Source organism: Streptococcus mitis (assembly GCF_013305725.1).
GTDB lineage: Bacteria > Bacillota > Bacilli > Lactobacillales > Streptococcaceae > Streptococcus > Streptococcus mitis_BO.
Genome location: NZ_CP047883.1, coordinates 279,089 through 302,638 on the forward strand (window position 1 = coordinate 279,089; position 23,550 = coordinate 302,638).

Here is a 23,550-nt window from a genome sequence, read left to right on the forward strand (position 1 = left end):
GAGGAAGGAAATGTCTGAAAAATTAGTAGAAATTAAAGATTTAGAAATTTCCTTCGGTGAAGGAAGTAAGAAGTTTGTTGCAGTTAAAAATGCAAACTTCTTTATCAACAAGGGAGAAACATTCTCTCTTGTAGGTGAATCCGGTAGTGGAAAAACAACCATTGGTCGTGCTATTATTGGTTTGAACAATACAAGCAAAGGTGAAATTATCTTTGATGGTCAGAAGATTAATGGGAAAAAATCACACAAGGAATCATCAGAGCTGATTCGTCGTATTCAGATGATTTTCCAAGACCCTGCAGCCAGCTTGAATGAGCGTGCGACAGTTGATTACATTATCTCGGAAGGTCTTTATAACTACCATTTGTTTAAAGATGAAGAAGATAGACAAGAAAAAGTTCAAAAGATGATTCATGAAGTTGGGCTTTTAAAAGAACACTTGACCCGTTACCCACACGAGTTTTCTGGTGGTCAACGTCAGCGTATCGGGATTGCCCGTGCCCTTGTTATGGAGCCTGATTTCGTTATTGCAGATGAGCCAATTTCAGCCTTAGACGTTTCTGTGCGTGCCCAAGTCTTGAACTTGCTTAAAAAATTCCAAAAAGAACTTGGTTTGACCTATCTCTTTATCGCCCATGACTTGTCGGTTGTTCGTTTTATTTCAGATCGTATCGCGGTTATTTACAAGGGTGTTATTGTAGAGGTTGCAGAAACAGAAGAATTGTTTAACAATCCAATTCATCCATATACTCAGGCCTTGCTTTCAGCGGTACCAATCCCAGATCCAATCTTGGAACGTAAGAAGGTCTTGAAAGTATATGATCCAGATCAACATGATTATGAGACAGATAAGCCATCTATGGTAGAAATCCGTCCAGGTCACTATGTTTGGGCTAACCAAGCGGAAGTAGCTCGTTATACAGCAAATCTTAGATAAGATAATACTACGAGAGGACTATTTGGTCTTCTCATTTTTAGTTTAAAAAATCCCCTTTTACTATTTTGTAAAAGGGGATTAATGTTGTAATTAACGTTTAGACCAAGTTCTCTTCATAAAGAGAAGTAGGATTGGATAAATCTCCAAACGACCTGCAATCATTGCAAAGGAGAGGAGAATTTTTGAGATAGGACTAAAGATTGAGAAACTAGAAGTGGTTCCTAGAATAGGTCCTATATTATTGAAACAGCTAAAGACAGCGCTAGTCACAACCAGAAAATCATTGCTATCTAGGCTGACAATAAAGATAAGCGCTAGCAAAATCATAGCATAGATGACAAAGTACTTGAGAATCTTATGCTGGGTATCTTTGTCAATCACCGTTTTATTAACATGGAGGGTCAAAACACGGTGGGGCGATAGGATTGACAAAATTTGGTTTTTGGCAATTTTTGAAAGGATGAGGCCTCGAACAACCTTGAGTCCACCTGCGGTTGAACCAGCAGAACCACCGATTGCCATGAGGAAGAGAAGGATAAACTGGGAGAAGAGGGGCCAGTTGGTAATATCTCCGTATCCAAAACCAGTCGTTGTAATGATATTGGAAACTTGGAAGAAGGCCATTTCAAAGCTCTTGGAAAATCCTGGGTAGAGATAGAGGGTATTAAGGCTAATCAAGCCTGTAGAAACCAGCACGATGACTAAGTAAGCACGAAGTTCCTCGTCACCAAAGAAGGCTTTAATGCGACGGAGCATGAGATAGTAGTAGAGATTGAAATTTACCCCAAAAACCAAAACCCCGATACTAACCAGATAGGTAATCAGTGAGCTACCATAGTGAGCAATTCCATCGTTATAGACTGTAAAACCTCCTGTACCTGCTGTTCCCATGGCAATGACAAAACTATCAAATAGGGGCATGCCAGCCAGATAATAGATGATGACAAAGAGGGAGAAGAGAGCTAGATAAAGGAGATAGAGAATCTGGGCAGTGTTTTTTAGTTTGGATACAACCTTGCCAAAAACAGGGCCAGGAACCTCAGCCTTCATCACTTCTAGGTGGCTATTCTTGGCATTATCCATAATAGCAAGTGCAAAAACAAGCACTCCCATCCCTCCAATCAAGTGGGTAAAACTTCGCCAGAAGAGGAGGGAACGACTGAGAACCGAAACGTCGTTCAGAATAGTTGCTCCAGTAGTTGTAAAGCCCGAACTGATTTCAAAAAAGGCATCGATAACGCTGGGAATTTGACCAGCAAAAACAAAGGGGAGACCGCCAAAGAAAGACCAAAGAATCCAACAGAGGGCTACAATCAAGATTCCCTCCTTGGCATAAATCCGTTGATTTTTTGGCTTTTGTAAAATTCCTGAACCTCCTAGTAATACGAGAATCCCAATTGTTGTAAAGAGGGCCGTAAAGACTTGGCTCGATTCACGGTAATAGACAGCGACAGACACAGGAACCAAAAGAAGAACAGCTTCAATCAAAAGTAATTTTGAAAGGAGGTAACGAATCATACTTTTATTCATTTCTTACCTCGCAATCAAGTCATAAATCTTGGTGATGTTTGGCAACAGGGTTGTTACTAGGAGCTTGTCTCCAACTTCCAGCATATCCTCCCCAGTTGGGAAAATAGTCTTGCCCTTTCGAATGATAGCTGCAATCAGAACCCCTTTTTTCAATTTCAGTTGAGAAAGAGGTTTGGCAGTCATCTTATTAGCTTCCTTGATATGGAATTGTAGGGTTTCGATTTGGCCATTGGCTAGATGGTGCATGGCCTGAAGGTCTGAATACTGGGCATTAACCCGACCACGAATAAAGTGCATGATTGTATCTACAGCGATGCTTTTAGGTGTGATGATACTTGAAAAATCAGGCGCATTGATAATCTCGAGGAGACTGGTACGATTGACCTTAGTAATATTTTTCTGTACACCTACCCTGTCAAGGAACATAGAGGTAATCAGATTTTCCTCATCGACCCCTGTTAGAGTCGCAACGGCATCATAGTTTTGAGCACTTTCTTCCAGCAGGATATCTTTTGCGGTACCATCTCCTTGAACGATGTAGAGGTTTGGGAATTTCTCGCTAAAGAAGCTAGCGATTTCAGGATTGATTTCAATAACCTTGGTATCGATACGACTGTCTTTGAGGATACCTAGTAGATAATAGGCAATTCTACCAGCTCCAACGATGAGAAGGCTCTTCACAGCACGAGATTTGAAATAATTATGGAAGAGCATCATATCAACACGGTTACCAGTGACAAAGATTCTATCTTTATCATGTATGGTCATATCACCACTTGGGATGATAATTTGATGATTCCTTTCTATGGCGCAGACAATGACGTTGCCAAATTTTTTTCGAAAATCAGAAATGGGCATTTGGCAAAGACCGCTAGTGGATTTGACGACAAATTCCATGAGGCTAACGCGTCCACCCGCAAAGCGTTCGACAGATAGAGCGTTGGGAAAGTCAATGATGTTGGCGATAGCGCGGGCAGCCAAGAGCTCAGGGTTAACGATAAGAGAAAAGCCGAGAATATTCTTTTCTTTGAAATAAGAGTTAGAGTATTCAGGATTTCGCACTCGAACGATGGTCTCTTTAGCTCCCATTTTTTTGGCTAGAACGGCTGCAATCATGTTCACTTCATCGTATTCAGTCAGGGCGATAAAGATATCACAATCCTGGACACTGGCTTGCTCAAGGATGGTAAAATCGGCCCCGTTACCAAGGATACCCATGATATCAAAGCGATTAACAATATGATTGAGGACAGCTTCGTCTTGCTCAATCAGTAAAACATCATGCTTTTCTGCAACCAAGGAGCGACAGAGGGCAGAACCAACTTTTCCCCCTCCGACAAGGATAATTTTCATAATAAAACCTACTTCTTCATTATGTAACTATCATACCTTTTTTCAAGAAAAAATGCACCTACTAGCTAATCACCAGAGTTTTTAGCAGGAAATTTGCTATAAGGTAAAACTATACCCTAATCAATTGAAATAGCTATTAGCACCTTTCTATGAAATATGGTATGATAAAGGATATACAAGGAGATAAAATGAATAATAATTTACTGGTATTACAATCAGACTTTGGTCTGGTTGATGGTGCGGTATCGGCTATGATTGGAGTGGCTTTAGAAGAGTCTCCAACCTTAAAAATCCATCACTTGACGCACGATATCACGCCTTATAATATTTTTGAGGGGAGCTATCGTCTCTTTCAGACGGTGGATTACTGGCCTGAGGGAACGACTTTTGTATCGGTTGTCGATCCGGGTGTCGGCTCAAAACGTAAGAGCGTGGTTGCCAAGACTGCAAAAAATCAATATATTGTCACGCCAGACAATGGGACGCTTTCTTTTATCAAGAAACACGTTGGTATTGTAGCCATTCGTGAAATTTCTGAGGTAGCCAATAGACGTCAAAACACAGAGCATTCTTATACCTTCCACGGTCGTGATGTCTATGCCTATACTGGTGCTAAACTGGCCAGCGGTCACATTAGTTTTGAGGAAGTAGGGCCGGAGCTCAGTGTGGATCAGATTGTGGAACTTCCAGTCGTAGAGACCATCATTGAAGATCATCTGGTAAAGGGAGCTATTGATATTCTGGATGTGCGTTTTGGTTCGCTCTGGACCTCTATCACGCGAGAAGAATTTTACAAGCTGGAACCAGCATTCGGTGACCGTTTTGAAGTGACTATCTATCACGCTGATATGCTGGTCTATCAAAATCAGGTTGTTTATGGCAAATCATTTGCAGATGTGAGAATTGGGCAACCCATCCTTTACATCAACTCTCTCTATCGTTTAGGTCTGGCTATCAACCAAGGTTCCTTTGCCAAGGCCTATAATGTGGGTGTCGGTTCATCTTGGACCATTGAAATAAAGAAAATAGAATCATAAAATAGGAGAATATAGATGAAAAATCAATCAATTAAACAAGTTGTTGCTGTCGGAATTGGCGCTGCCCTCTTTGTCGTCATCGGGATGATCAACATTCCGACCCCTGTTCCAAATACAAGCATCCAGCTTCAGTATGCGGTACAAGCGCTACTTTCTATTATTTTTGGACCGATTATCGGTTTGCTTGTCGGGTTGATTGGTCATGCAATCAAGGACTCTATTGCTGGATATGGTCTGTGGTGGACTTGGATTATCGCTAGTGGGCTCTTTGGTCTAGTCGTCGGACTCTTTAGAAAATACATTCGAGTAACACAGGGTGTTTTTGAGTTGAAGGATATTGTCTTCTTTAACCTCATTCAGATTGTTGCAAATGCTCTTGTTTGGGGTGTCTTGGCACCACTTGGAGATGTTGTGATTTATCAAGAAGCAGCAGAAAAAGTATTTGCCCAAGGGATTGTTGCGGGAATTGCTAATGCTGTAACTGTAGCTATCGCAGGTACCCTTCTCTTGCTAGCTTATTCACGTACGCAGACTCGTTCAGGAAGTTTGAAAAAGGATTAATATAAGGGAAAAGGCTGGGAAACCAGTCTTTTTGCTGTTTATAGGCTAGTCGGGTAAGCAATTTAGGCTAGGAATCTTGTTGGCGCTAAGATTTTAAGAGAAGAGACTGCAAGAAGGGGTAGATTTATGATAAAATAGAAGTCTAAGAAGCGAATGAAGAGAGTAAGATGAAAGAAGCTATAATTGAGTGGAAGGATTTCTCTTTCCAGTATGAAACGCAACAAGAACCGACCTTGCAAGGAGTGGACTTAACCATTTATAAGGGAGAGAAAGTCTTAATTGTTGGGCCATCCGGGTCAGGTAAGTCGACCTTGGGTCAATGTTTGAATGGGATTATTCCCAATATTTACAAGGGTCATATGTCTGGAGAATTTTTGATCAAGGGGCAAGCAGCCTTCGATATGAGCATCTATGATAAATCTCATCTAGTCAGCACAGTTTTGCAGGATACAGATGGGCAGTTTATCGGGTTATCCGTGGCAGAGGATTTGGCTTTTGCTCTGGAAAATGACGTGACAGCTCTAGATGAGATGAAAAATCGTGTTCATAAATGGGCTGAAAAGCTGAACCTTCTTGATTTACTAGCTCAGCGACCTCAGGATTTGTCTGGTGGGCAAAAGCAGCGAGTTAGTCTGGCTGGTGTCTTGATTGATGAGAGTCCGATTCTCTTGTTTGATGAACCACTCGCCAATCTAGATCCCAAGTCAGGTCAGGATATTATCGAATTGATTGATCAGATTCATAAGGAAGAGGGGACGACGACTCTTATTATCGAGCACCGTTTGGAGGATGTTCTGCATTGCCCTGTGGATCGGATTGTCTTGATAAACGATGGTCGTATCCTTTTTAATGGGAGCCCTGACCAGTTACTGGCGACTGATTTATTGACACAAAATGGAATCCGGGAACCCCTTTATCTAACGATTCTCCGTCAATTGGGTGTGGATTTAGTCAAGGAAGAACAATTAGCAGATCTGGATAACTTGTCTATCTCAAAAGGTCAGGTTCAGTTGCAGAATGAACTGGTAAAAGAAACTCCAGAATTGCAGTCACTCTTTAAATTAGAGGAACTGTCTTTTTCTTATGATGATAGACCGATTTTAAAATCCATTTATCTGGATATTAAAAAGGGCGAAAAGATTGCCATTGTCGGGAAAAATGGAGCAGGGAAATCAACCCTAGCCAAGGCCTTAAGTAGCTTTATCCAGACGGAAGGCCGTTATCTGTGGGAAGGACAGGATATCAAAGGAGATTCGGTTGCAGAGCGGGCGGAACGAGTAGGCTATGTGCTGCAAAATCCCAATCAAATGATTTCGACCAATATGATTTTTGATGAGGTGGCTCTGGGACTTCGTTTGCGAGGTGTAGACGAGCAGGAAATTGAAACGAGAGTCTATGAAACCTTGAAAATCTGTGGTCTTTATGAATTCCGTAATTGGCCCATTTCTGCCCTTTCGTTTGGACAGAAAAAACGTGTCACTATTGCCTCGATTTTGGTTTTAGGAGCTGAAATTATCCTCTTAGATGAACCAACAGCAGGTCAAGACCAGAAGAACTATACTGAGATTATGGAATTTCTCGAAGAACTGCATCAAAAAGGTCATACCATTGTCATGATTACTCATGATATGCAATTGATGCTGGATTATTCAGACCGAGCTCTTGTCATGGTGGATGGGGAACTGATTGCCGATACTGATCCAGCTAGTCTTTTGAGCAATCCTGAGCTGTTAGTAAAAGCCAATCTAAAAGAAACTTCAATCTTCAACTTGGCCAAGAAACTAGACGTGGATCCACTTGCTTTAACGGCATTTTATAAAGAAAGGAGAGAAGGATGCAAGCTAAATTAATCGGTTACCAGCATAGAGATACTGTGATTCATCGCTTGTCAGGAGCTGGTAAACTCCTCTTTTTCATCCTTGTATCATTGGCGGCCATGATTAGCTATGATACCAGACTGCTTGTTCTGATTGCTATTTTTTCGGTCTTTCTCCTCTATTTGTCAGAAATCCGCTTTAAAGATGTTTCCTTTGTAGCCGTTTTTGCGACGGTATTTGCCGTTTTAAACGTCTTGATGGTCTATCTCTTTTCTCCCGAGTATGGGGTTGGACTTTACGGAGAGAGGAGTGTGATTTGGCAGGGAATCGGTGCCTACACTCTGACCAGCCAAGAGCTCTTTTATCTGCTAAATCTGGCCATTAAGTACCTTTGCACTATTCCTCTGGCTATTATCTTTTTGATGACAACCCATCCTAGTCAGTTTGCTTCCAGTTTAAATCAAATTGGTGTGCCTTACAAGATTGCCTATTCAGTCAGCCTGACTTTGCGCTATATTCCAGATTTGCAGGAAGAATTCTTTACTATCAAGATGTCTCAGGAGGCGCGTGGGATGGAATTATCCAAGAAAGCTTCTCTTATGCAACGAATCAAAGGCAATCTGCGCATTATTACGCCCTTGATTTTTAGCTCGTTAGAACGCATTGATACCATCGCGACCGCCATGGAGCTTCGGCGCTTTGGGAAAGAGAAAAAACGCACTTGGTATAGTTATCAGGCCTTGAAAAAAGGAGATTATCTTACCTTGCTCTTGGCAGCCTTGTTTTTAGTAGCTAGTTTACTACTTATCTTGCAGAATCAGGGACGATTTTACAACCCTTGGAAATAGCTTGAAAAAATTGAAAAAATCAAGTCGTTTCTATTGACAATGATTCTGAAAGTGTTATACTAAGAAAGTAGTTTCGCTGATTTACTTCAAACCTGTTGTGAGGTAAGTTAACGATGCCTTAACCACGCTGTTTGCTGAGCTTGACTCCGGGCAGTGTGGCTATTTTTTTGCAATGGTGAAAGGAAGCAAGTCATGACAAATCACATTGTATTATTTGAACCTCAAATTCCACAAAATACAGGCAATATCGCGCGTACTTGCGCTGCGACCAATTCTCCCCTCCACATCATCAAGCCAATGGGCTTTCCTATCGATGATCGCAAGATGAAGCGGGCGGGGTTGGATTATTGGGATAAGCTAGAGATTTATTTTTACGAGAGTTTGGAGGATTTCATGTCTCAGATGAAGGGCAAACTCTACCTGATTTCTAAATTCGCTGAGAAAGTGTATTCTGATGTGGATTTATCGACTGACGAGGACCATTATTTTCTTTTTGGACGTGAAGACAAGGGTTTACCTGAAGACTTTATGCGCGAACATCCTGAGAAGGCTCTTCGTATTCCTATGAATGATGAACATGTCCGCAGTCTTAATGTGTCTAATACCGTCTGCATGATTGTCTATGAGGCTCTTCGCCAGCAGAACTTTGCAGGTCTTGAGCTTGTTCATACCTATGAAGTGGATAAATTGAAATAAAAAATGAAAATGAAAATGAACAAAATGCTTGCGCTTGCAAGCGTTTTTTGTTATGATAAAAGAGTCTTCAGGGCAGGGTGTGATTCCCGACCGGCGGTAAATTTGACTAGCTATTTTAGCTTTCTCGTCGTTGTCTTGTCTCGATATACTTTAAGTATTATCTTCGACTGCGACGCCTAGATAAATCTAAAATATCTTAGCCAAATAAGTCCGCGAGCGCAAGCTGATGTGGTGAGATTCCACAACCGACAGTATAGTCTGGATGGGAGAAGACGAAAGAATAGCTTTGTCTGTTCTGATAGATTTATAGCCAAACTGTAACCGCTTGCTCAACGGAGTTAGAGGGAACTTTTGGGATATAAAAAGTGAGAATAGATAGAGGAATCCTTTCTAACTTCTTCTGATTTTATAGAAAATTGGAGGAACCTGTTATGACAAACACACGTCGACTTTCGACCATTGCGATTTTATCAGCCATCTCATTTGTGCTGATGTACTTTGACTTTCCGCTTTTACCAGCGGCGTCCTTCCTCAAGATCGAATTTAGTATCTTGCCAGTCCTTGTGGGCTTAGTGGTCATGGATTTGCCTGCTGCTCTAGGAGTTCTCTTGCTTCGCTCACTCTTGAAACTGCTTCTTAACAGTCAGGGAGTGAATACTTACATTGGTTTGCCAATGAATATCGTAGCTTTGGGAGTTTTTGTCATCGTATTTGCTTTGATTTGGAAAAAGGAACGGACAACCCTTCGTTTCCTACTAGGCTCTCTAGCTGGGACTATTGGTTTAACCGTGGCTATGTTGGTTCTCAATTATGTTTATGCTGTTCCTTTGTACGCTAAGTTTGCTAACTTTGATATTGGAAAAATTTTGGGACTTTCCAACTACCTAATGACCATGGTATTACCTTTTAACTTGATTGAGGGAGTAATCTTTTCCGTTTCATTCTGGTTGTTGTATATTCTCTTGAAACCAACCTTAAAACATTATGAAAGATAAACAAACATTTTTAATGAAGGGCAGTTTTGCCCTTTTACTTTTCGTTATTCTTGGCTACATGGTCAAATTTTACCCTGAAACGCTGGTCGGTTTTGACCAACCGATACAGACTGCCGTTCGAGGAGACTTGCCAGATTACTTGACTATTCTTTTCCGAGCCATCACACGCCTGATTGATATCCCAGTGATTATCACTTGGGTTGTCATCGTAGCCTTTATCTTTTATCGTAAGCGGTGGAAGATAGAAAGTTTCTTCATGCTGGGAAATCTGGCTTTGGCAGGTCTTTTAATCGTGACCTTTAAAAATATCTACCAGCGCCCACGACCAGCTATTTTACACTTGGTTGAGGAGAAGGGATTTTCCTTTCCAAGTGGCCATTCTCTGGCTGTAACCTTGATGGTCGGTTCTCTGATTGTCATTCTCAGTCAACGGATGAAAGATCCAGTCTGGAGAAAAATCGTGCAAATCGTCCTTGTTATCTACCTAGTCAGTGTGTTGGTATCAAGGGTCTATCTGGGAGTTCATTACCCATCAGACGTTCTTGCCAGTCTCTGTGTGGGCTTGGGAGTATTGTTTATCGAATTTCCCTTCTATGACAAGCTCCGCTTCCAATGGCGATTTAAAGGCAAGCAGAAGTGACTATCAAATTCCTTTGAGGAGAAAGAAATGAAAGTCAATATAGCAGATCTTCATCCGACTCAACTATACTTATCAGAAAAGAAGTTGCAAGATATTCAGATGCTTTACCAGTCGGCAGAAACAATCCAAGTCGATCCAATCAGTATTCTTGCCTTTGGAGATTGCTTGTTGATTACAGATGGGCATCACAGGGCTTATCAGGCTTTATTGGCAGGTCGGGATACGATTTCTGCTGAGTGGGATAGAGATGGTGGTGATGAACTATATCATCTCTATGCGCAAGCCTGCGAAGAAAGAAAAATTTACTCTGTTCTGGATTTAAAAAATCATATCTTAGCTCAAGATGAGTATGAAGCAAAATGGTATAACTGGTGTGATGGTTTTAATCAAGCAGCAACTCTTTTGTTGAAAAGGAAAGCAGATGAAACAGACCCTACAAATAGATAATTCACTGCGTCTTGTTCCTTATTATAAGGTCAATCATTGTGAAGAAGCTCTTGCTTGGTATCAGGATGTGAACTTGGTTCACCTCGTAGATGGGGTGAAGCTTCCTTATAGTCAAGAAACTTTGGAAGCCATGTATTCCTATTTGGATCAGCATGGTGAGCTTTTTTGGATTGAAGTCAAGGAGAAGGGTGAATGGTTTCCAATTGGGGATGTTACACTATCTCAGGACAATCTCCCCATTGTGATTGGAAATCCCGCTTACCAACATCGAGGACTTGGAAAAAAGATCCTAAGTACTTTGATTGAATTGGCTCGAATAAAAGGATGGAAAGAATTGAGAGTCAAGGAAATCTACACTTACAATCATGTATCTAGGCGCTGTTTCAAGTCGCTTGGATTTGTGGAAAATGGAGCAACAGAAAAAGGAACGAGTTTTGTATTGAAATTAGTCTAATCTAACTTGTTTTTTAACTCAAAATCTGATAAACTATGTAGTAATTGAATAGAAATCTGCAAGACTAGTAACTCAAGGGAAGTATATCAGGGAGGAGAGCCGTGACTGCAAGCTCTTTATATGAAAGCTGGGTGAATTCACTTGCGCATGGATTTAGAAATGAAGGTCTGACTTGTCAGATGAAAACGGATGGTACCGCGTGTCAACGCTCCGAGTGGAGTTTTTGGCATGTGGTTTTCTTTTTATCTACGAGCGACTGATGGAGGAATTATGTCAACTATTGAAGAACAATTAAAAGCGCTTCGTGAAGAAACGCTGGCTAGCTTGAAGCAGATTACTGCTGAAAATAAAAAAGAGATGCAAGATTTGCGTGTCTCTGTCCTTGGTAAAAAGGGATCGCTCACTGAAATCCTCAAAGGGATGAAAGATGTCTCTGCTGAGATGCGTCCGATTATCGGGAAACATGTCAATGAAGCGCGTGATGTCTTGACAGCAGCTTTTGAAGAAACTGCTAAGCTTTTGGAAGAAAAGAAAGTTGCAGCTCAATTAGCAAGTGAGAGTATCGATGTGACCCTTCCAGGTCGTCCAGTTGCGACTGGTCACCGCCACGTCCTCACACAAACCAGTGAAGAAATCGAAGATATCTTCATCGGTATGGGTTACCAAGTCGTGGATGGTTTTGAAGTGGAGCAAGACTACTATAACTTTGAGCGTATGAACCTTCCCAAAGACCACCCAGCTCGCGATATGCAGGATACTTTCTATATCACTGAAGAAATCTTGCTCCGTACCCACACGTCTCCAGTTCAGGCGCGTGCTATGGACGCCCATGATTTTTCAAAAGGTCCTTTGAAAATGATTTCACCAGGGCGTGTGTTCCGTCGTGATACAGATGATGCGACCCACAGTCACCAGTTCCACCAAATCGAAGGTTTGGTTGTTGGGAAAAATATCTCTATGGCCGATCTTCAAGGAACGCTTCAGTTGATTGTCCAAAAAATGTTTGGTGAAGAGCGCCAGATTCGTTTGCGGCCATCTTACTTCCCATTCACTGAGCCATCTGTTGAGGTGGACGTTTCATGCTTTAAGTGTGGTGGAGAAGGCTGTAACGTATGTAAGAAAACAGGTTGGATCGAAATTATGGGTGCCGGTATGGTTCACCCACGTGTCCTTGAAATGAGTGGCATCGATGCGACTGTTTACTCTGGCTTTGCCTTTGGTCTTGGACAAGAGCGTGTAGCTATGCTCCGTTACGGAATCAACGATATCCGTGGATTCTATCAAGGAGATGTCCGTTTCTCAGAACAGTTTAAATAAGATTGAAACCTGAAACGCAGTCCTATACAGTTCTAGTCATTTTCTCTAGATGAGAATGGCAAAGACTGACTCGAAGAAAAAGAAAGGAATTGAAAAGGTCCCGCTTGGTGGGATCTTACAATTAGAATTATGCTTGTATCTTATAAATGGTTAAAAGAATTGGTGGACATTGATGTGCCATCACAAGAGTTGGCTGAAAAAATGTCAACTACAGGGATAGAGGTAGAAGGTGTGGAATCACCGGCCGCCGGTCTCTCAAAAATTGTCGTCGGTGAGATCTTGTCTTGCGAAGATGTGCCAGAAACTCACCTTCATGTTTGTCAGGTTAACGTTGGCGAAGAAGAAGCACGTCAAATTGTTTGTGGTGCACCGAATGTGCGTGCTGGTATTAAGGTCATGGTGGCTCTTCCAGGAGCTCGTATCGCTGACAATTACAAGATCAAAAAAGGGAAAATCCGTGGCTTAGAGTCACTTGGGATGATCTGTTCACTTGGTGAATTGGGAATTTCTGATTCAGTTGTGCCTAAGGAATTCGCAGATGGCATCCAAATCTTGCCAGAAGATGCTGTTCCTGGGGATGAAGTCTTCTCATACTTAGACTTGGATGATGAAATCATCGAACTTTCTATCACACCAAACCGTGCAGACGCCCTTTCTATGCGTGGGGTGGCTCACGAAGTAGCAGCTATCTATGATAAGGCAGTCAACTTTAAAGAATTTACTCTTTCAGAAACTGACCAAGCTGCAGCAGATGCTCTTTCTGTGGGTATTGAGACAGACAAGGCGCCTTACTATGCCGCTCGTATCTTGGATAATGTTACTATCGCACCAAGTCCACAATGGTTGCAAAATCTTCTTATGAACGAAGGAATCCGTCCAATCAATAACGTAGTGGATGTGACCAACTACATCCTTCTCTACTTTGGTCAACCAATGCATGCCTTTGACTTGGATACCTTTGAAGGAAATGACATTCGTGTGCGTGAAGCGCGTGCTGGTGAAAAATTAGTGACTTTAGATGGTGAAGAACGTGATTTGGACGTGAATGACCTAGTCATCACTGTCGCAGACAAGCCAGTAGCTCTTGCAGGTGTTATGGGTGGTCAAGCAACAGAAATCTCTGAAAAATCTAGTCGTGTTGTCCTTGAAGCTGCTGTTTTCAATGGCAAATCTATCCGTAAGACAAGTGGTCGCCTGAACCTTCGTTCTGAATCATCTTCTCGCTTTGAAAAAGGGATTAATGTGGCAACTGTTAACGAAGCCCTTGATGCGGCGGCTAGCATGATTGCAGAACTTGCAGGTGCGACGGTGCGTAAAGGTATCGTTTCAGCGGGTGAGCTTGATACCTCTGATGTGGAAGTTTCTTCAACTCTTGCTGATGTTAACCGTGTCCTCGGAACTGATCTTTCTTATGCTGATGTAGAAGACGTCTTCCGTCGTCTTGGCTTTGGTCTTTCTGGAAATGCAGACAGTTTTACAGTCAGCGTCCCACGCCGTCGCTGGGATATCACCATCGAAGCAGACCTCTTTGAAGAAATCGCTCGTATCTATGGATATGACCGCTTGCCAACTAGCCTTCCAAAAGACGATGGTACAGCTGGTGAATTGACTGCGACACAAAAACTCCGCCGTCAGGTTCGTACGATTGCTGAAGGAGCAGGTTTGACAGAAATCATCACCTATGCTCTAACAACTCCTGAAAAAGCAGTTGAGTTTACGGCTCAACCAAGTAACCTTACTGAACTCATGTGGCCAATGACAGTGGACCGTTCTGTCCTCCGTCAAAATATGATCTCAGGTATCCTAGATACAGTTGCTTACAACGTAGCTCGTAAGAACAAAAACTTGGCACTTTACGAGATTGGAAAAGTCTTTGAACAAACAGGTAATCCAAAAGAAGAACTTCCAAATGAGATCAACAGCTTTGCCTTTGCCTTGACCGGCTTGGTTGCTGAAAAAGATTTCCAAACAGCAGCAGTTCCAGTTGATTTCTTCTATGCTAAAGGAATCCTTGAAGCGCTCTTTACTCGCTTGGGACTAGAAGTGACCTATACAGCTACAGCTGAAATTGAAAGCCTCCACCCAGGTCGTACAGCAGTCATTTCACTAGGTGACCAAGTTCTTGGTTTCCTTGGTCAAGTGCATCCAGTCGCTGCTAAGGCTTACGATATTCCAGAAACGTATGTAGCTGAGCTCAACCTTTCAGCCATTGAAGCAGCGCTTCAACCTGCTGCTCCATTTGTGGAAATCACCAAATTCCCAGCAGTCAGCCGTGACGTGGCTCTACTCCTCAAGGCAGAAGTCACTCATCAAGAAGTTGTAGACGCTATCCAAGCTGCAGGCGTGAAACGTTTGACAGATATCAAACTTTTTGACGTTTTCTCAGGTGAAAAATTGGGACTTGGTATGAAGTCAATGGCTTATAGCTTGACTTTCCAAAATCCAGAAGATAGCTTAACGGACGAAGAAGTCGCACGCTACATGGAAAAAATCCAAGCGTCTCTTGAAGAAAAAGTCAATGCAGAAGTGCGTTAACTCATCAATCCATCCTCCAGGGTGGATTTTTGCTTTTCAAATAACAATTCAGGATCAAAAATAGACAGTTGAGGAACAGAGAAGATAAATTGGAGTTCACCAGTGTATAATGTACTCATAACTCAAAGTACCCTAAGATTTTTTACTAAAATGAGGATGATAAAAATGGACAGAAATCATTGTAAAGGCTATCAAAAAAGGGTATAATAAGTGCAAGACATTTCGGAGGTGAAAGATGCTAGAAGTAAGAAGTCTAGAGAAAAGTTTTGGACCTAAGCAAGTTTTGTTTGGTATTGACTTTCAAGCGCGACCAGGTCGTATTTTGGGATTAGTCGGAAAAAATGGTGCTGGGAAGACAACAATTTTCCACAGTATTTTGAAGTTTTTAGAATATCAAGGAGAAATTAGTCTTGATAATCAGGATATTCGTCAGGAAACGTACGCTCGGATTGGCTATCTGCCTGAAGAACGCAGCCTCATGCCTAAATTGACAGTCCTTGAACAAGTTCGTTACTTGGCGACTCTAAAAGGTATGGATGCCAAGGAGATCAAGGAAAAACTCCCTCAATGGATGAAGAGGTTGGAAGTGAAAGGGAAGCTGACTGATAAAATTAAGAGTCTGTCAAAAGGAAATCAGCAGAAGATTCAGCTCATTATTACTCTGATTCATGAGCCAGACTTGATTATCTTGGATGAGCCTTTCAGTGGATTGGACCCAGTCAATACAGAATTGCTCAAGCAAGTCATTTTTCAAGAAAAAGAACGTGGGGCAACCATTATCTTTTCTGACCATGTCATGACCAACGTCGAGGAGCTTTGTGACGATATTCTCATGATTCGAGATGGCCGTGTGGTCTTGCATGGACCAGTTCAGGATGTTCGCAATCAATACGGGAAAACGCGTCTCTTTGTTTCAAGTGAACGAAGCAAGGAAGAATTGGAGAATCTTCCTCATGTCAAACAGGTGAGCTTGACCAAACAAGGTAGTTGGAAATTAATCCTAGAGGATGAGAGCGCTGGAAGGGAACTTTTCCCAATCTTGACTCAAGGGCAATATATCGCAACCTTTGATCAACAAGCGCCAACAATTGATGAAATCTTTAAACTAGAATCAGGGGTGGAAGTATGAGAAATATGTGGGTTGTAATGAAGGAAACCTATCTTCGACATGTCAAATCGTGGAGTTTCTTCTTTATGGTGATTTCACCATTCTTGTTTATCGGTCTATCTGGGGGAATTGGCTACCTCCAAGGGTCTTCTATGGCCAAGAATAGTAAGATAGCAGTAGTAACAACTGTGCCATCTGTGGAAGATGGGCTCAAGAGTACCAATGGTATCAACTTTGATTATAAGGATGAAGCCAGTGCCCAAGCTGCTATCAAAGATGAGAAAATCAAGGGTTACTTAACCATTGACCAAGAGGACAGCGTCCTCAAGGCCGTCTATCATGGTGAAACTTCTCTTGAAACAGGCATCAAGCTAGCAGTAACCAATAAGCTCAACGAACTGCAATACCAACTCAATCGCTCGGCGGCTAATTTGTCTCAAGAACAGGAAAAACGCCTGAGTCAAACCGTTGATTTTACTGAGAAAATTGATGAATCTAAGGAAAATAAAAAAATGATTCAAACCTTTGCGGCCGCAGGGCTTGGTTTCTTCCTTTATATGATTTTGATTACCTATGCTAGTGTCACTGCTCAGGAAGTGGCTAGCGAGAAAGGAACCAAAATTATGGAGGTGGTCTTCTCTAGTATCCGAGCTAGTCATTATTTCTACGCTCGCATGCTGGCTCTGCTTCTTGTGATTTTGACCCATATTGGCATTTACGTCGTAGGTGGACTTGCTGCCATTCTTCTCTTTAAAGACCTACCAATCTTGGCACAATCTGGTATTTTAAACCATATAGGAGAGGCTTTCTCGCTCAACACCTTATTGTTTGTCTTGGTTAGCCTCTTTATGTACGTTGTTTTAGCAGCCTTCCTAGGTTCTATGGTTTCTCGTCCTGAGGATGCAGGGAAAGCCTTGTCGCCTTTGATGATTTTGATTCTAGGTGGTTTTTTTGGAGTGACAGCTCTAGGTGCAGCTGGTGACAATCTCCTCTTGAAGATTGGTTCTTATATTCCCTTTATTTCGACCTTCTTTATGCCGTTTCGAACTATTAATGGCTATGCAAATGGGTTAGAAGCATGGATTTCACTTGCGATTACGATTGCTTTTGCAGTAACAGCAACAGTCTTTATCGGGCGTATGTATGCTAGTCTTGTTCTGCAAACAGATGATTTAGGTCCTTGGAAAACCTTTAAACGTGCCTTATCTTATAAATAGAAGAGCCTCGCGAAAGCGAGGTTTTCTACAGATAAAAAGAGTGGAATTCAGAAAAATATTTTTCATATCTATTGACTTTTAGGGGTGAAATTTGGTATTATAGTAGGCGGTATTGTTTACCCCATTTGAAAGGCCCCGGAACCTTCCAAATACTTTTCGATGGGAAGGAACACCCATCACCGTAAACAAAAATCGAACTATATATAGGAGAAATCATGAACAAAACAACATTTATGGCTAAACCAGGCCAAGTTGAACGTAAATGGTACGTAGTTGACGCAACTGATGTACCACTTGGACGTCTTTCTGCAGTAGTTGCTAGCGTACTTCGCGGAAAAAACAAACCAACATTTACACCACACACTGATACAGGTGACTTTGTGATTGTTATCAATGCTGAAAAAGTTAAATTGACTGGTAAAAAAGCAACTGATAAAATCTACTACACTCACTCAAACCACCCAGGTGGATTGAAACAAATCTCTGCAGGTGAACTTCGTTCTAAAAATGCAGTACGTTTGATTGAGAAATCAGTTAAAGGTATGCTTCCACACAATACTCTTGGACGCGCTCAAGGTATGAAGTTGAAAGTATTTGTTGGAGCTGAGCACACTCACGCTGCACAACAACCAGAAGTTCTTGATATTTCAGGACTTATCTAAGGAAAGGAACAATAAAGTATGTCACAAGCACAATATGCAGGTACTGGACGTCGTAAAAACGCTGTTGCACGCGTTCGCCTTGTTCCAGGAACTGGTAAAATCACTGTTAACAAAAAAGATGTTGAAGAGTACATCCCACACGCTGACCTTCGTCTTGTCATCAACCAACCGTTCGCAGTTACTTCAACTGTAGGTTCATACGACGTTTTCGTTAACGTTGTAGGTGGTGGATACGCTGGTCAATCAGGAGCTATCCGTCACGGTATCGCTCGTGCCCTTCTTCAAGTAGACCCAGACTTCCGCGATTCATTGAAACGCGCAGGACTTCTTACACGTGACTCACGTAAAGTTGAGCGTAAGAAACCAGGTCTTAAGAAAGCTCGTAAAGCATCACAATTCTCAAAACGTTAATCAATACGATTATATCAACGTTTCAAAGCACTTTGCAAAGATTTTGCAAAGTGCTTTTTTGTCGATTTTTGAGCTAGAATAGCTTTGTGATAACCTTCTGATAACCTCTTCAAAATTTTAAAAATCATAATTCTATTTTGCTTTATTGAGATAATCTGCAAATTTGTCAATAGAGTTTTTCTCACCAGTTTTTGTGGTGTGAGTGTAGACATCTAATGTCATCTGACTGCTTGCGTGGCCAAGTCGTTTTGAGGTATTAGAAGGGTCGATTCCAATTTCAGACATGAGTGTTGCATGTGTATGTCTGAACCCATGTGGGCTAATTGGTTTTAATTTATGATTTTTAATAATTCGATTCAGCACATTATTAATGTAGTCAGCATGCAAAGGTTCAATTTTGTCATTGCTTGATATGTAAGAGAACATATATTCGTTACTGATATTTAGTTTTGTAAGAGGCAACTGAGATTGTTCTTTCAGATAGAAATTTCTCCATTGCTTAATAATATCGATTGTCTCATCATCAAGATAGATTGTGCGAACTGAAGATTCATTCTTTGTGCACTTTTCAATCGCTTTACCGTCAATTCTTCCTAGACTTTTGTCTATGTTCAATAGATTGCTATCAAAGTCAATATCAGCCCATTTTAAAGCGTATAACTCCCCTTTTCGTAGTCCACTAAATGCAAGCAGTCTAAATAAAGCAAAATGTTTAAATGGCTCAGTTTCTTTCACTATATCAAGGAAATGATGTAATTCCTCCAGAGACCAAAAATTATCTGATCTAGTTTTTTTGATTTTAGGCATGATAACATTCTTCATTGGATTTCGATCAATGTAGTTCATGTTGATTGCAAAATCAAAAATTTTTGAGGTATAGGATTTTATCTGTTTGATATTTTTGAAAGTCTGAGATTTTTGTGTAATAAAGTTTTGACAGTCTAAAGGACTGATTTGGTCAATAAATTTATCGCCAAATATTGGTAGAATATGTATTCGATAGATATTCTTAGTTTGGGAAGAAGTTGTTTCTTCAACGGTACCAACATAGGCATTAAACCATTCTTGATAAAGTTCTTTATAAGTGACTTTGGGGTTAGGTTTGTCGGTACTTACTGTGGGGGCAACGACACCAGCTTCTAAACGAGCTTCGTACAATTTTGCCTCTTTTTTGGTTTTGAACCCTCTCTTTAAGTGCCTTTTTTTCTTTCCATAAGCATCTAAGCCAATGTAAAAGCTGACATAGTATAGGATTCCTTTTTTTGTTTTGTATTTGTGTATAGACATTTTTTCTCCGTATCTAAGTTTTCGGAGCTTATGTAATTGAGAAATGAGTGTCTATCTATTTTTTCTATCTTCTTGGCGGATAGCGTATTCGTCTGTTTTAATCCAGCTCTGCCAAACTTTAGAATCTTTATTTTGGTGATTCATATAATCTATAAACTCAGACATAAAACGTTTGTTTTTCTCAGCTAGATATTCTGAGAATATATGACGAAATTCATCTGAAAAACTATCATCAAGTGGTAGTGTTAATGCCCTTTCGCCAAATTCGATGCTCTTCTTTAACTTCTCCATATCGCTTTTAAAAGGTGTCACAGAACCAATTTTAGATGTTTTGAAACTATCTGTAACAATTTTAAGATTTGATGGAGCGTGTGGGTTGCTATCAAGTCCCATAATGTAAGCGACGGAAACATTAAAGTATTTTGCCAATTTTTCAGCATTATCTTTTTTAGGTTTGCGGATTCCTTGATTGTATCCAGAAAGTGTAGGATAGGCTATATTTGTAGCTTCGCTAATTTCTGTCAATTTTTTTCCGCTATTTTCTATCAGTTTAGTAATATGATTCGTCATAAGAACCTCCTTTTTATCATTATAACACATTTTATTCTTTTTGAATAAAAAAGCTTGACAAAAATTCAAAAAGGATATATAATTCAAAATGAATAACAAATTAAATGGTTTCGGAGCTTATTTAATTTAGAAATGAGGTGTGAATTTATGTCGGAAACTACTTTAGTTGTCCAGCTTCCTAAAGAATTAGAGAAGCAATTACGTGCTCACTATGATGAGATGATTTCAAATGCTGTAGCAAGAGTATTTGAAGATAAAGAACTTTATAAACCTATGGTTCGTATGTCAGGTTTGTCTAGGTGGTTAGATGTATCTACGACAACAATCCAAAAATGGACGAAAGAAGGAATGCCAACCATGGTGATTGATGGAGTGACTTTATACGATAAAAGAGCAGTAACACGATGGTTGAAGCAATATGAAAGATAGGTACTCGTATGAATGGTGTTCAGTGGATCAAGATAACAACAGATATATTTGATGATGAAAAAATTCAGCTAATAGAATCAATGCCAGAAGGAGATACTCTTATTGTAATATGGTTTAAAATTCTGGTGCTTGCAGGAAAGCAAAATAATAGTGGCATATTAAGTCTAGGGAACAAGGTTTATTACACAGAAGAGATGCTTTCAACAGTGTTTAGGCGAAAGGCTACATCTGTAAAATTAGCTCTCAGCATGTTTGAAGAATTTGGCATGATAGAAATCATAGATGGCGCTATTACCATTCCAAAATGGGAGAAACATCAGAATATAGATGGACTAGAAAAGATTAGAAAACAAACTAGGGAACGTGTTGCTCGTCATAGACAAAAACAAAAAGCACTAATTACAGGCGAGCCACAACTCGTTTTAGACTGTAACGTTACAGTAACGGATGAAAATGATAATGTAACGCAAGAGATTAAGAACAAGAGTAAGAATAAGAAAGAGATTGAGAATATACTGGATAATAGTTCTAGAAAGCCTGAAACTTATATTCCACCCAAATATTATTCTTTGTTAGAATCCATTTCTTATAAGTACAATGATAGATTTTTGTATCCTAACAATTACACTTTAACACATGCTCAGAAGATGAAGATAGGCGAGTATTTGGCTAGTGGGTATGTAACTAGTGATGAAGTCATTAGCATGATTGAACGGATTCCTGAGGATGCGACGTCTCCTTTGGCGTATTTATTTAAGTCTATGGAGAATTTAAAGCAGGAACGTATGCTGGAGTGCAAAGCTATTGCCCATGAAAATGCCCGAAAGAAGTATATGATAAATGAGTAGATATAGGACTGTTCTAAAGAAATGTTACATCACTGAGGAGCAAAATGAAATAGTGAATAACTTGATTGAAATGACAAATCATCTAAGTTTTTCCTCTTATGCCAGAAAAATGTTATTTAAGAGCTCGCCTATTTATCTTCAATTTGATTTTGAATCTTATCATGACTTTATATTTCAAGTTAGAAGAATTATCAATAACTTACGTCAGTTAGAAAGAATAGCAGAACAAAGTGAGGATTTGGATAATGTAAGGATATTTCACTACTGCGTTGAGCTGATGATAGAATATGAAAAGAAGACAAGTAAACAAGTGAAAGAACTTGTAAAACGACTAAATAAGAAAACGAGGTGATAGGACCATGAGAATAAAATCTGTGTTGAAACAGGTGTTTTTGACGGAAGAAGAAAATAAAAAATTAAATGATTGTATGAGGAAGGAAAATATTCGTAATTTTTCTGAGTTTGCTAGACAAAAATTAATACGAACAGATTTGAACATCCAAAAAGTCTCTTTTGAAGGTTTAGTTCCTTTAACAGAAGAGTTGGAACAAGTCGGAAAGAATATCAATTCTATAGCCCGTCTTGCAACTGTAGTTGGGAGAATAAGCTATGAAAACAAAATGGATATGTCTATTTTGATGCAAAAAATAGTTGATGTGATGGAGGAAAAAGATGTTTATTTTCAAAAGTAATATGGATAAGGATTTTGATCAGATATGTGAATACATATTGAAATTAAAGCGAGCAGAATTATTTCTTCATGGAATTAAACAACAAGATAAAACGAAGGCTCGTTTGTATCATGCGATGCTGGAATACTATGATGCTAACCATAAAAAAGAAAGACATATGAGAATTTTAAAATAAGGAAACGCTGTTAAAAATTTTGCAGCGTTTTTTATATATCTTCTTAAAATATTTGTACACACAAATGACAGTCAAATTGATTTTTGGGATTATTTTATCGAGAAGGAAAGATTTCTCATAATATGACTTTGCGAGCTCAGAGTCTGTATACACACACTCCCAAAATCATCCTAAAATTTGTATACACAAAGTGTATGTACTTTTTGGGATGATTTGAATTTTGGGGAATCCCCAACCCCCTTTAGAAATAGTTAGATATAAGATTAAAAAATGGTATAATCTTAAAAGATAAACGTTTTTAAGGAGTAGACTTTGAAAGAGAATTTAATCAAATCAAAAAAGCGTGTTCAAAAGCATGGAGAGGTTTTTATACCATTCTGGATGGTACAGAAAATATTAGATACTCCAGGTATTAAAGAGACTTGTGAAGATATTTCTGCAACATTTTTAGAACCTTCTGCAGGAGATGGGAAATTTTTGCAAGCTATTTTAGAAAGAAAATTATCTGCTGTTATCATGTAATATGCAATATGATGAAAGAAGTTGGAAGACAAAATCATTGATTGCATTATCATCTATATATGGGATAGAATTTCTCGAAGATAATTTAGAAGTAGCACGTTCACGTATGTTTCTTTATTATTTAGATTGGTACGAACAAATTTTTAGTACTAAGCTAACTAGTAGAAGTGACATCTATAAATCTGCATATTATCTTATTCATAAAAATATAGTTAGAGGAAATACCTTAACTCAACGTCATCCTGTTACAGATGAACCTATTTGGTTTAATGAATGGCAACTTTTCAAAGGCCATTCTAGTTTGGTAAGACTGGGCAAAAAGTCTTTAAAATTAGAAAACGCATAGTATCAAGTGTTAAATCCTTGATATTATGCGTTTTATTGTTAGAAAATTTGCTTTATTTTCTCCTTAAGTTGAGTTTTTGCCCAGCCTCTATCAGAGCTTTTAGGTAAAAAGTTGAG

Annotated in this window: 26 protein-coding genes, 1 pseudogene and 1 riboswitch; of the genes and pseudogenes, 22 read left to right on the forward strand and 5 right to left on the reverse strand. The window is 39.9% G+C overall.

Annotated elements, in window-relative coordinates; all coding sequences use genetic code 11:
• The first annotated feature begins 10 nt into the window (after positions 1-10).
• Positions 11-937 carry an ATP-binding cassette domain-containing protein gene (locus M594_RS01435; protein ID WP_124788145.1) on the forward strand — a complete coding sequence of 309 codons (927 nt, stop codon included), beginning with the start codon at positions 11-13 and terminating at the stop codon, positions 935-937.
• 90 nt (positions 938-1,027) lie between these two features.
• On the opposite strand, the gene M594_RS01440 is transcribed toward M594_RS01435, so the two are convergent.
• Both M594_RS01440 and trkA read right to left on the reverse strand, forming a co-directional pair.
• Entirely contained in the window at positions 1,028-2,467 is a 1,440-nt protein-coding gene (locus M594_RS01440; protein ID WP_173875776.1) for a TrkH family potassium uptake protein, read from the reverse strand.
• A gap of 3 nt (positions 2,468-2,470) precedes the next feature.
• Complete coding sequence (gene trkA / locus M594_RS01445) at positions 2,471-3,820, reverse strand: Trk system potassium transporter TrkA (protein ID WP_173875777.1); 1,350 nt, start codon at positions 3,818-3,820, stop codon at positions 2,471-2,473.
• 188 nt (positions 3,821-4,008) lie between these two features.
• Between trkA and M594_RS01450 the strand changes: the two genes are divergently transcribed.
• The 11 genes from M594_RS01450 to pheT all read left to right on the forward strand — a co-directional run bounded on the left by M594_RS01450 (position 4,009) and on the right by pheT (position 15,167).
• Positions 4,009-4,857 (forward strand): SAM hydrolase/SAM-dependent halogenase family protein, encoded by an 849-nt coding sequence (locus M594_RS01450; protein ID WP_001063590.1) that lies wholly within the window; start codon positions 4,009-4,011, stop codon positions 4,855-4,857.
• Positions 4,858-4,872: 15 nt separating this feature from the next.
• Positions 4,873-5,418 (forward strand): ECF-type riboflavin transporter substrate-binding protein, encoded by a 546-nt coding sequence (locus M594_RS01455; protein ID WP_004257224.1) that lies wholly within the window; start codon positions 4,873-4,875, stop codon positions 5,416-5,418.
• A 167-nt stretch (positions 5,419-5,585) separates the two neighbouring features.
• Complete coding sequence (locus tag M594_RS01460) at positions 5,586-7,268, forward strand: ABC transporter ATP-binding protein (protein WP_173875778.1); 1,683 nt, start codon at positions 5,586-5,588, stop codon at positions 7,266-7,268.
• A complete protein-coding gene (locus tag M594_RS01465) occupies positions 7,253-8,083 on the forward strand; it encodes an energy-coupling factor transporter transmembrane component T family protein (protein WP_001148089.1) in 831 nt (276 codons plus the stop codon). The genes M594_RS01460 and M594_RS01465 overlap by 16 nt, the downstream gene beginning before the upstream one ends.
• Before the next feature lie 192 nt (positions 8,084-8,275).
• On the forward strand, positions 8,276-8,779 hold the full coding sequence (locus M594_RS01470) for a tRNA (cytidine(34)-2'-O)-methyltransferase (RefSeq protein ID WP_000181382.1): 504 nt from the start codon (positions 8,276-8,278) through the stop codon (positions 8,777-8,779).
• A gap of 59 nt (positions 8,780-8,838) precedes the next feature.
• A riboswitch (FMN riboswitch) is annotated at positions 8,839-9,057 on the forward strand.
• Between the two features lie 153 nt (positions 9,058-9,210).
• Positions 9,211-9,774: an ECF transporter S component gene (locus M594_RS01475; RefSeq protein WP_000185833.1), complete on the forward strand. Its 564-nt coding sequence runs from the start codon at positions 9,211-9,213 to the stop codon at positions 9,772-9,774.
• The gene (locus M594_RS01480) at positions 9,764-10,414 is read left to right on the forward strand and encodes a phosphatase PAP2 family protein (protein WP_173875779.1); all 651 of its coding nucleotides are present in this window, start codon (positions 9,764-9,766) and stop codon (positions 10,412-10,414) included. Before M594_RS01475 ends, M594_RS01480 begins: the two co-directional genes overlap by 11 nt.
• 27 nt (positions 10,415-10,441) lie before the next feature.
• A complete protein-coding gene (locus M594_RS01485; protein ID WP_000867293.1) occupies positions 10,442-10,861 on the forward strand; it encodes a hypothetical protein in 420 nt (139 codons plus the stop codon).
• A gap of 4 nt (positions 10,862-10,865) precedes the next feature.
• Positions 10,866-11,315 (forward strand): GNAT family N-acetyltransferase, encoded by a 450-nt coding sequence (locus M594_RS01490; RefSeq protein ID WP_025171197.1) that lies wholly within the window; start codon positions 10,866-10,868, stop codon positions 11,313-11,315.
• Between the two features lie 270 nt (positions 11,316-11,585).
• Complete coding sequence (pheS, locus tag M594_RS01495) at positions 11,586-12,632, forward strand: phenylalanine--tRNA ligase subunit alpha (RefSeq protein WP_031237702.1); 1,047 nt, start codon at positions 11,586-11,588, stop codon at positions 12,630-12,632.
• Positions 12,633-12,761: 129 nt separating this feature from the next.
• Complete coding sequence (gene pheT / locus M594_RS01500; protein ID WP_173875780.1) at positions 12,762-15,167, forward strand: phenylalanine--tRNA ligase subunit beta; 2,406 nt, start codon at positions 12,762-12,764, stop codon at positions 15,165-15,167.
• Here the strand turns inward: pheT and M594_RS10170 are convergent.
• Positions 15,164-15,286 carry a hypothetical protein gene (locus M594_RS10170; RefSeq protein WP_265182512.1) on the reverse strand — a complete coding sequence of 41 codons (123 nt, stop codon included), beginning with the start codon at positions 15,284-15,286 and terminating at the stop codon, positions 15,164-15,166. The two genes, pheT and M594_RS10170, sit on opposite strands and share 4 nt — an antisense overlap.
• A gap of 116 nt (positions 15,287-15,402) precedes the next feature.
• Here M594_RS10170 and M594_RS01505 point away from each other — a divergent pair, with 116 nt between their 5' ends.
• The 4 genes from M594_RS01505 (at position 15,403) to rpsI (ending at position 18,565) form a co-directional block, all read left to right on the forward strand.
• Positions 15,403-16,296 (forward strand): ABC transporter ATP-binding protein, encoded by an 894-nt coding sequence (locus tag M594_RS01505; protein ID WP_000895284.1) that lies wholly within the window; start codon positions 15,403-15,405, stop codon positions 16,294-16,296.
• Positions 16,293-17,492 carry an ABC transporter permease gene (locus tag M594_RS01510; RefSeq protein ID WP_173875781.1) on the forward strand — a complete coding sequence of 400 codons (1,200 nt, stop codon included), beginning with the start codon at positions 16,293-16,295 and terminating at the stop codon, positions 17,490-17,492. The genes M594_RS01505 and M594_RS01510 overlap by 4 nt, the downstream gene beginning before the upstream one ends.
• Before the next feature lie 215 nt (positions 17,493-17,707).
• Positions 17,708-18,154, forward strand: a complete 447-nt coding sequence (gene rplM / locus M594_RS01515) for a 50S ribosomal protein L13 (RefSeq protein ID WP_001044624.1) — start codon at positions 17,708-17,710, stop codon at positions 18,152-18,154.
• Positions 18,155-18,172: 18 nt separating this feature from the next.
• Positions 18,173-18,565 carry a 30S ribosomal protein S9 gene (gene rpsI, locus M594_RS01520; RefSeq protein WP_000075973.1) on the forward strand — a complete coding sequence of 131 codons (393 nt, stop codon included), beginning with the start codon at positions 18,173-18,175 and terminating at the stop codon, positions 18,563-18,565.
• A 132-nt stretch (positions 18,566-18,697) separates the two neighbouring features.
• On the opposite strand, the gene M594_RS01525 is transcribed toward rpsI, so the two are convergent.
• Positions 18,698-19,852 carry a tyrosine-type recombinase/integrase gene (locus M594_RS01525; RefSeq protein ID WP_173875782.1) on the reverse strand — a complete coding sequence of 385 codons (1,155 nt, stop codon included), beginning with the start codon at positions 19,850-19,852 and terminating at the stop codon, positions 18,698-18,700.
• Positions 19,853-19,903: 51 nt separating this feature from the next.
• On the reverse strand, positions 19,904-20,422 hold the full coding sequence (locus M594_RS01530; protein WP_000181350.1) for a helix-turn-helix domain-containing protein: 519 nt from the start codon (positions 20,420-20,422) through the stop codon (positions 19,904-19,906).
• Positions 20,423-20,569: 147 nt separating this feature from the next.
• On the opposite strand from M594_RS01530, the gene M594_RS01535 reads away from it, so the two are divergent.
• The 6 genes and pseudogenes from M594_RS01535 to M594_RS01555 form a co-directional block, all read left to right on the forward strand.
• Positions 20,570-20,851 carry a hypothetical protein gene (locus tag M594_RS01535; protein WP_000005472.1) on the forward strand — a complete coding sequence of 94 codons (282 nt, stop codon included), beginning with the start codon at positions 20,570-20,572 and terminating at the stop codon, positions 20,849-20,851.
• A gap of 8 nt (positions 20,852-20,859) precedes the next feature.
• Positions 20,860-21,699, forward strand: a complete 840-nt coding sequence (locus M594_RS01540; RefSeq protein ID WP_001014727.1) for a phage replisome organizer N-terminal domain-containing protein — start codon at positions 20,860-20,862, stop codon at positions 21,697-21,699.
• Entirely contained in the window at positions 21,692-22,051 is a 360-nt protein-coding gene (locus tag M594_RS10025; RefSeq protein ID WP_000092745.1) for a hypothetical protein, read from the forward strand. The genes M594_RS01540 and M594_RS10025 overlap by 8 nt, the downstream gene beginning before the upstream one ends.
• A gap of 7 nt (positions 22,052-22,058) precedes the next feature.
• The gene (locus M594_RS01545; RefSeq protein WP_001220782.1) at positions 22,059-22,391 is read left to right on the forward strand and encodes a hypothetical protein; all 333 of its coding nucleotides are present in this window, start codon (positions 22,059-22,061) and stop codon (positions 22,389-22,391) included.
• A complete protein-coding gene (locus M594_RS01550; RefSeq protein ID WP_000469564.1) occupies positions 22,372-22,566 on the forward strand; it encodes a hypothetical protein in 195 nt (64 codons plus the stop codon). Before M594_RS01545 ends, M594_RS01550 begins: the two co-directional genes overlap by 20 nt.
• Positions 22,567-22,878: 312 nt before the next feature.
• A pseudogene (locus M594_RS01555) lies at positions 22,879-23,398 on the forward strand (methylase); the annotation flags it as partial.
• Positions 23,399-23,550: the final 152 nt, after the last annotated feature.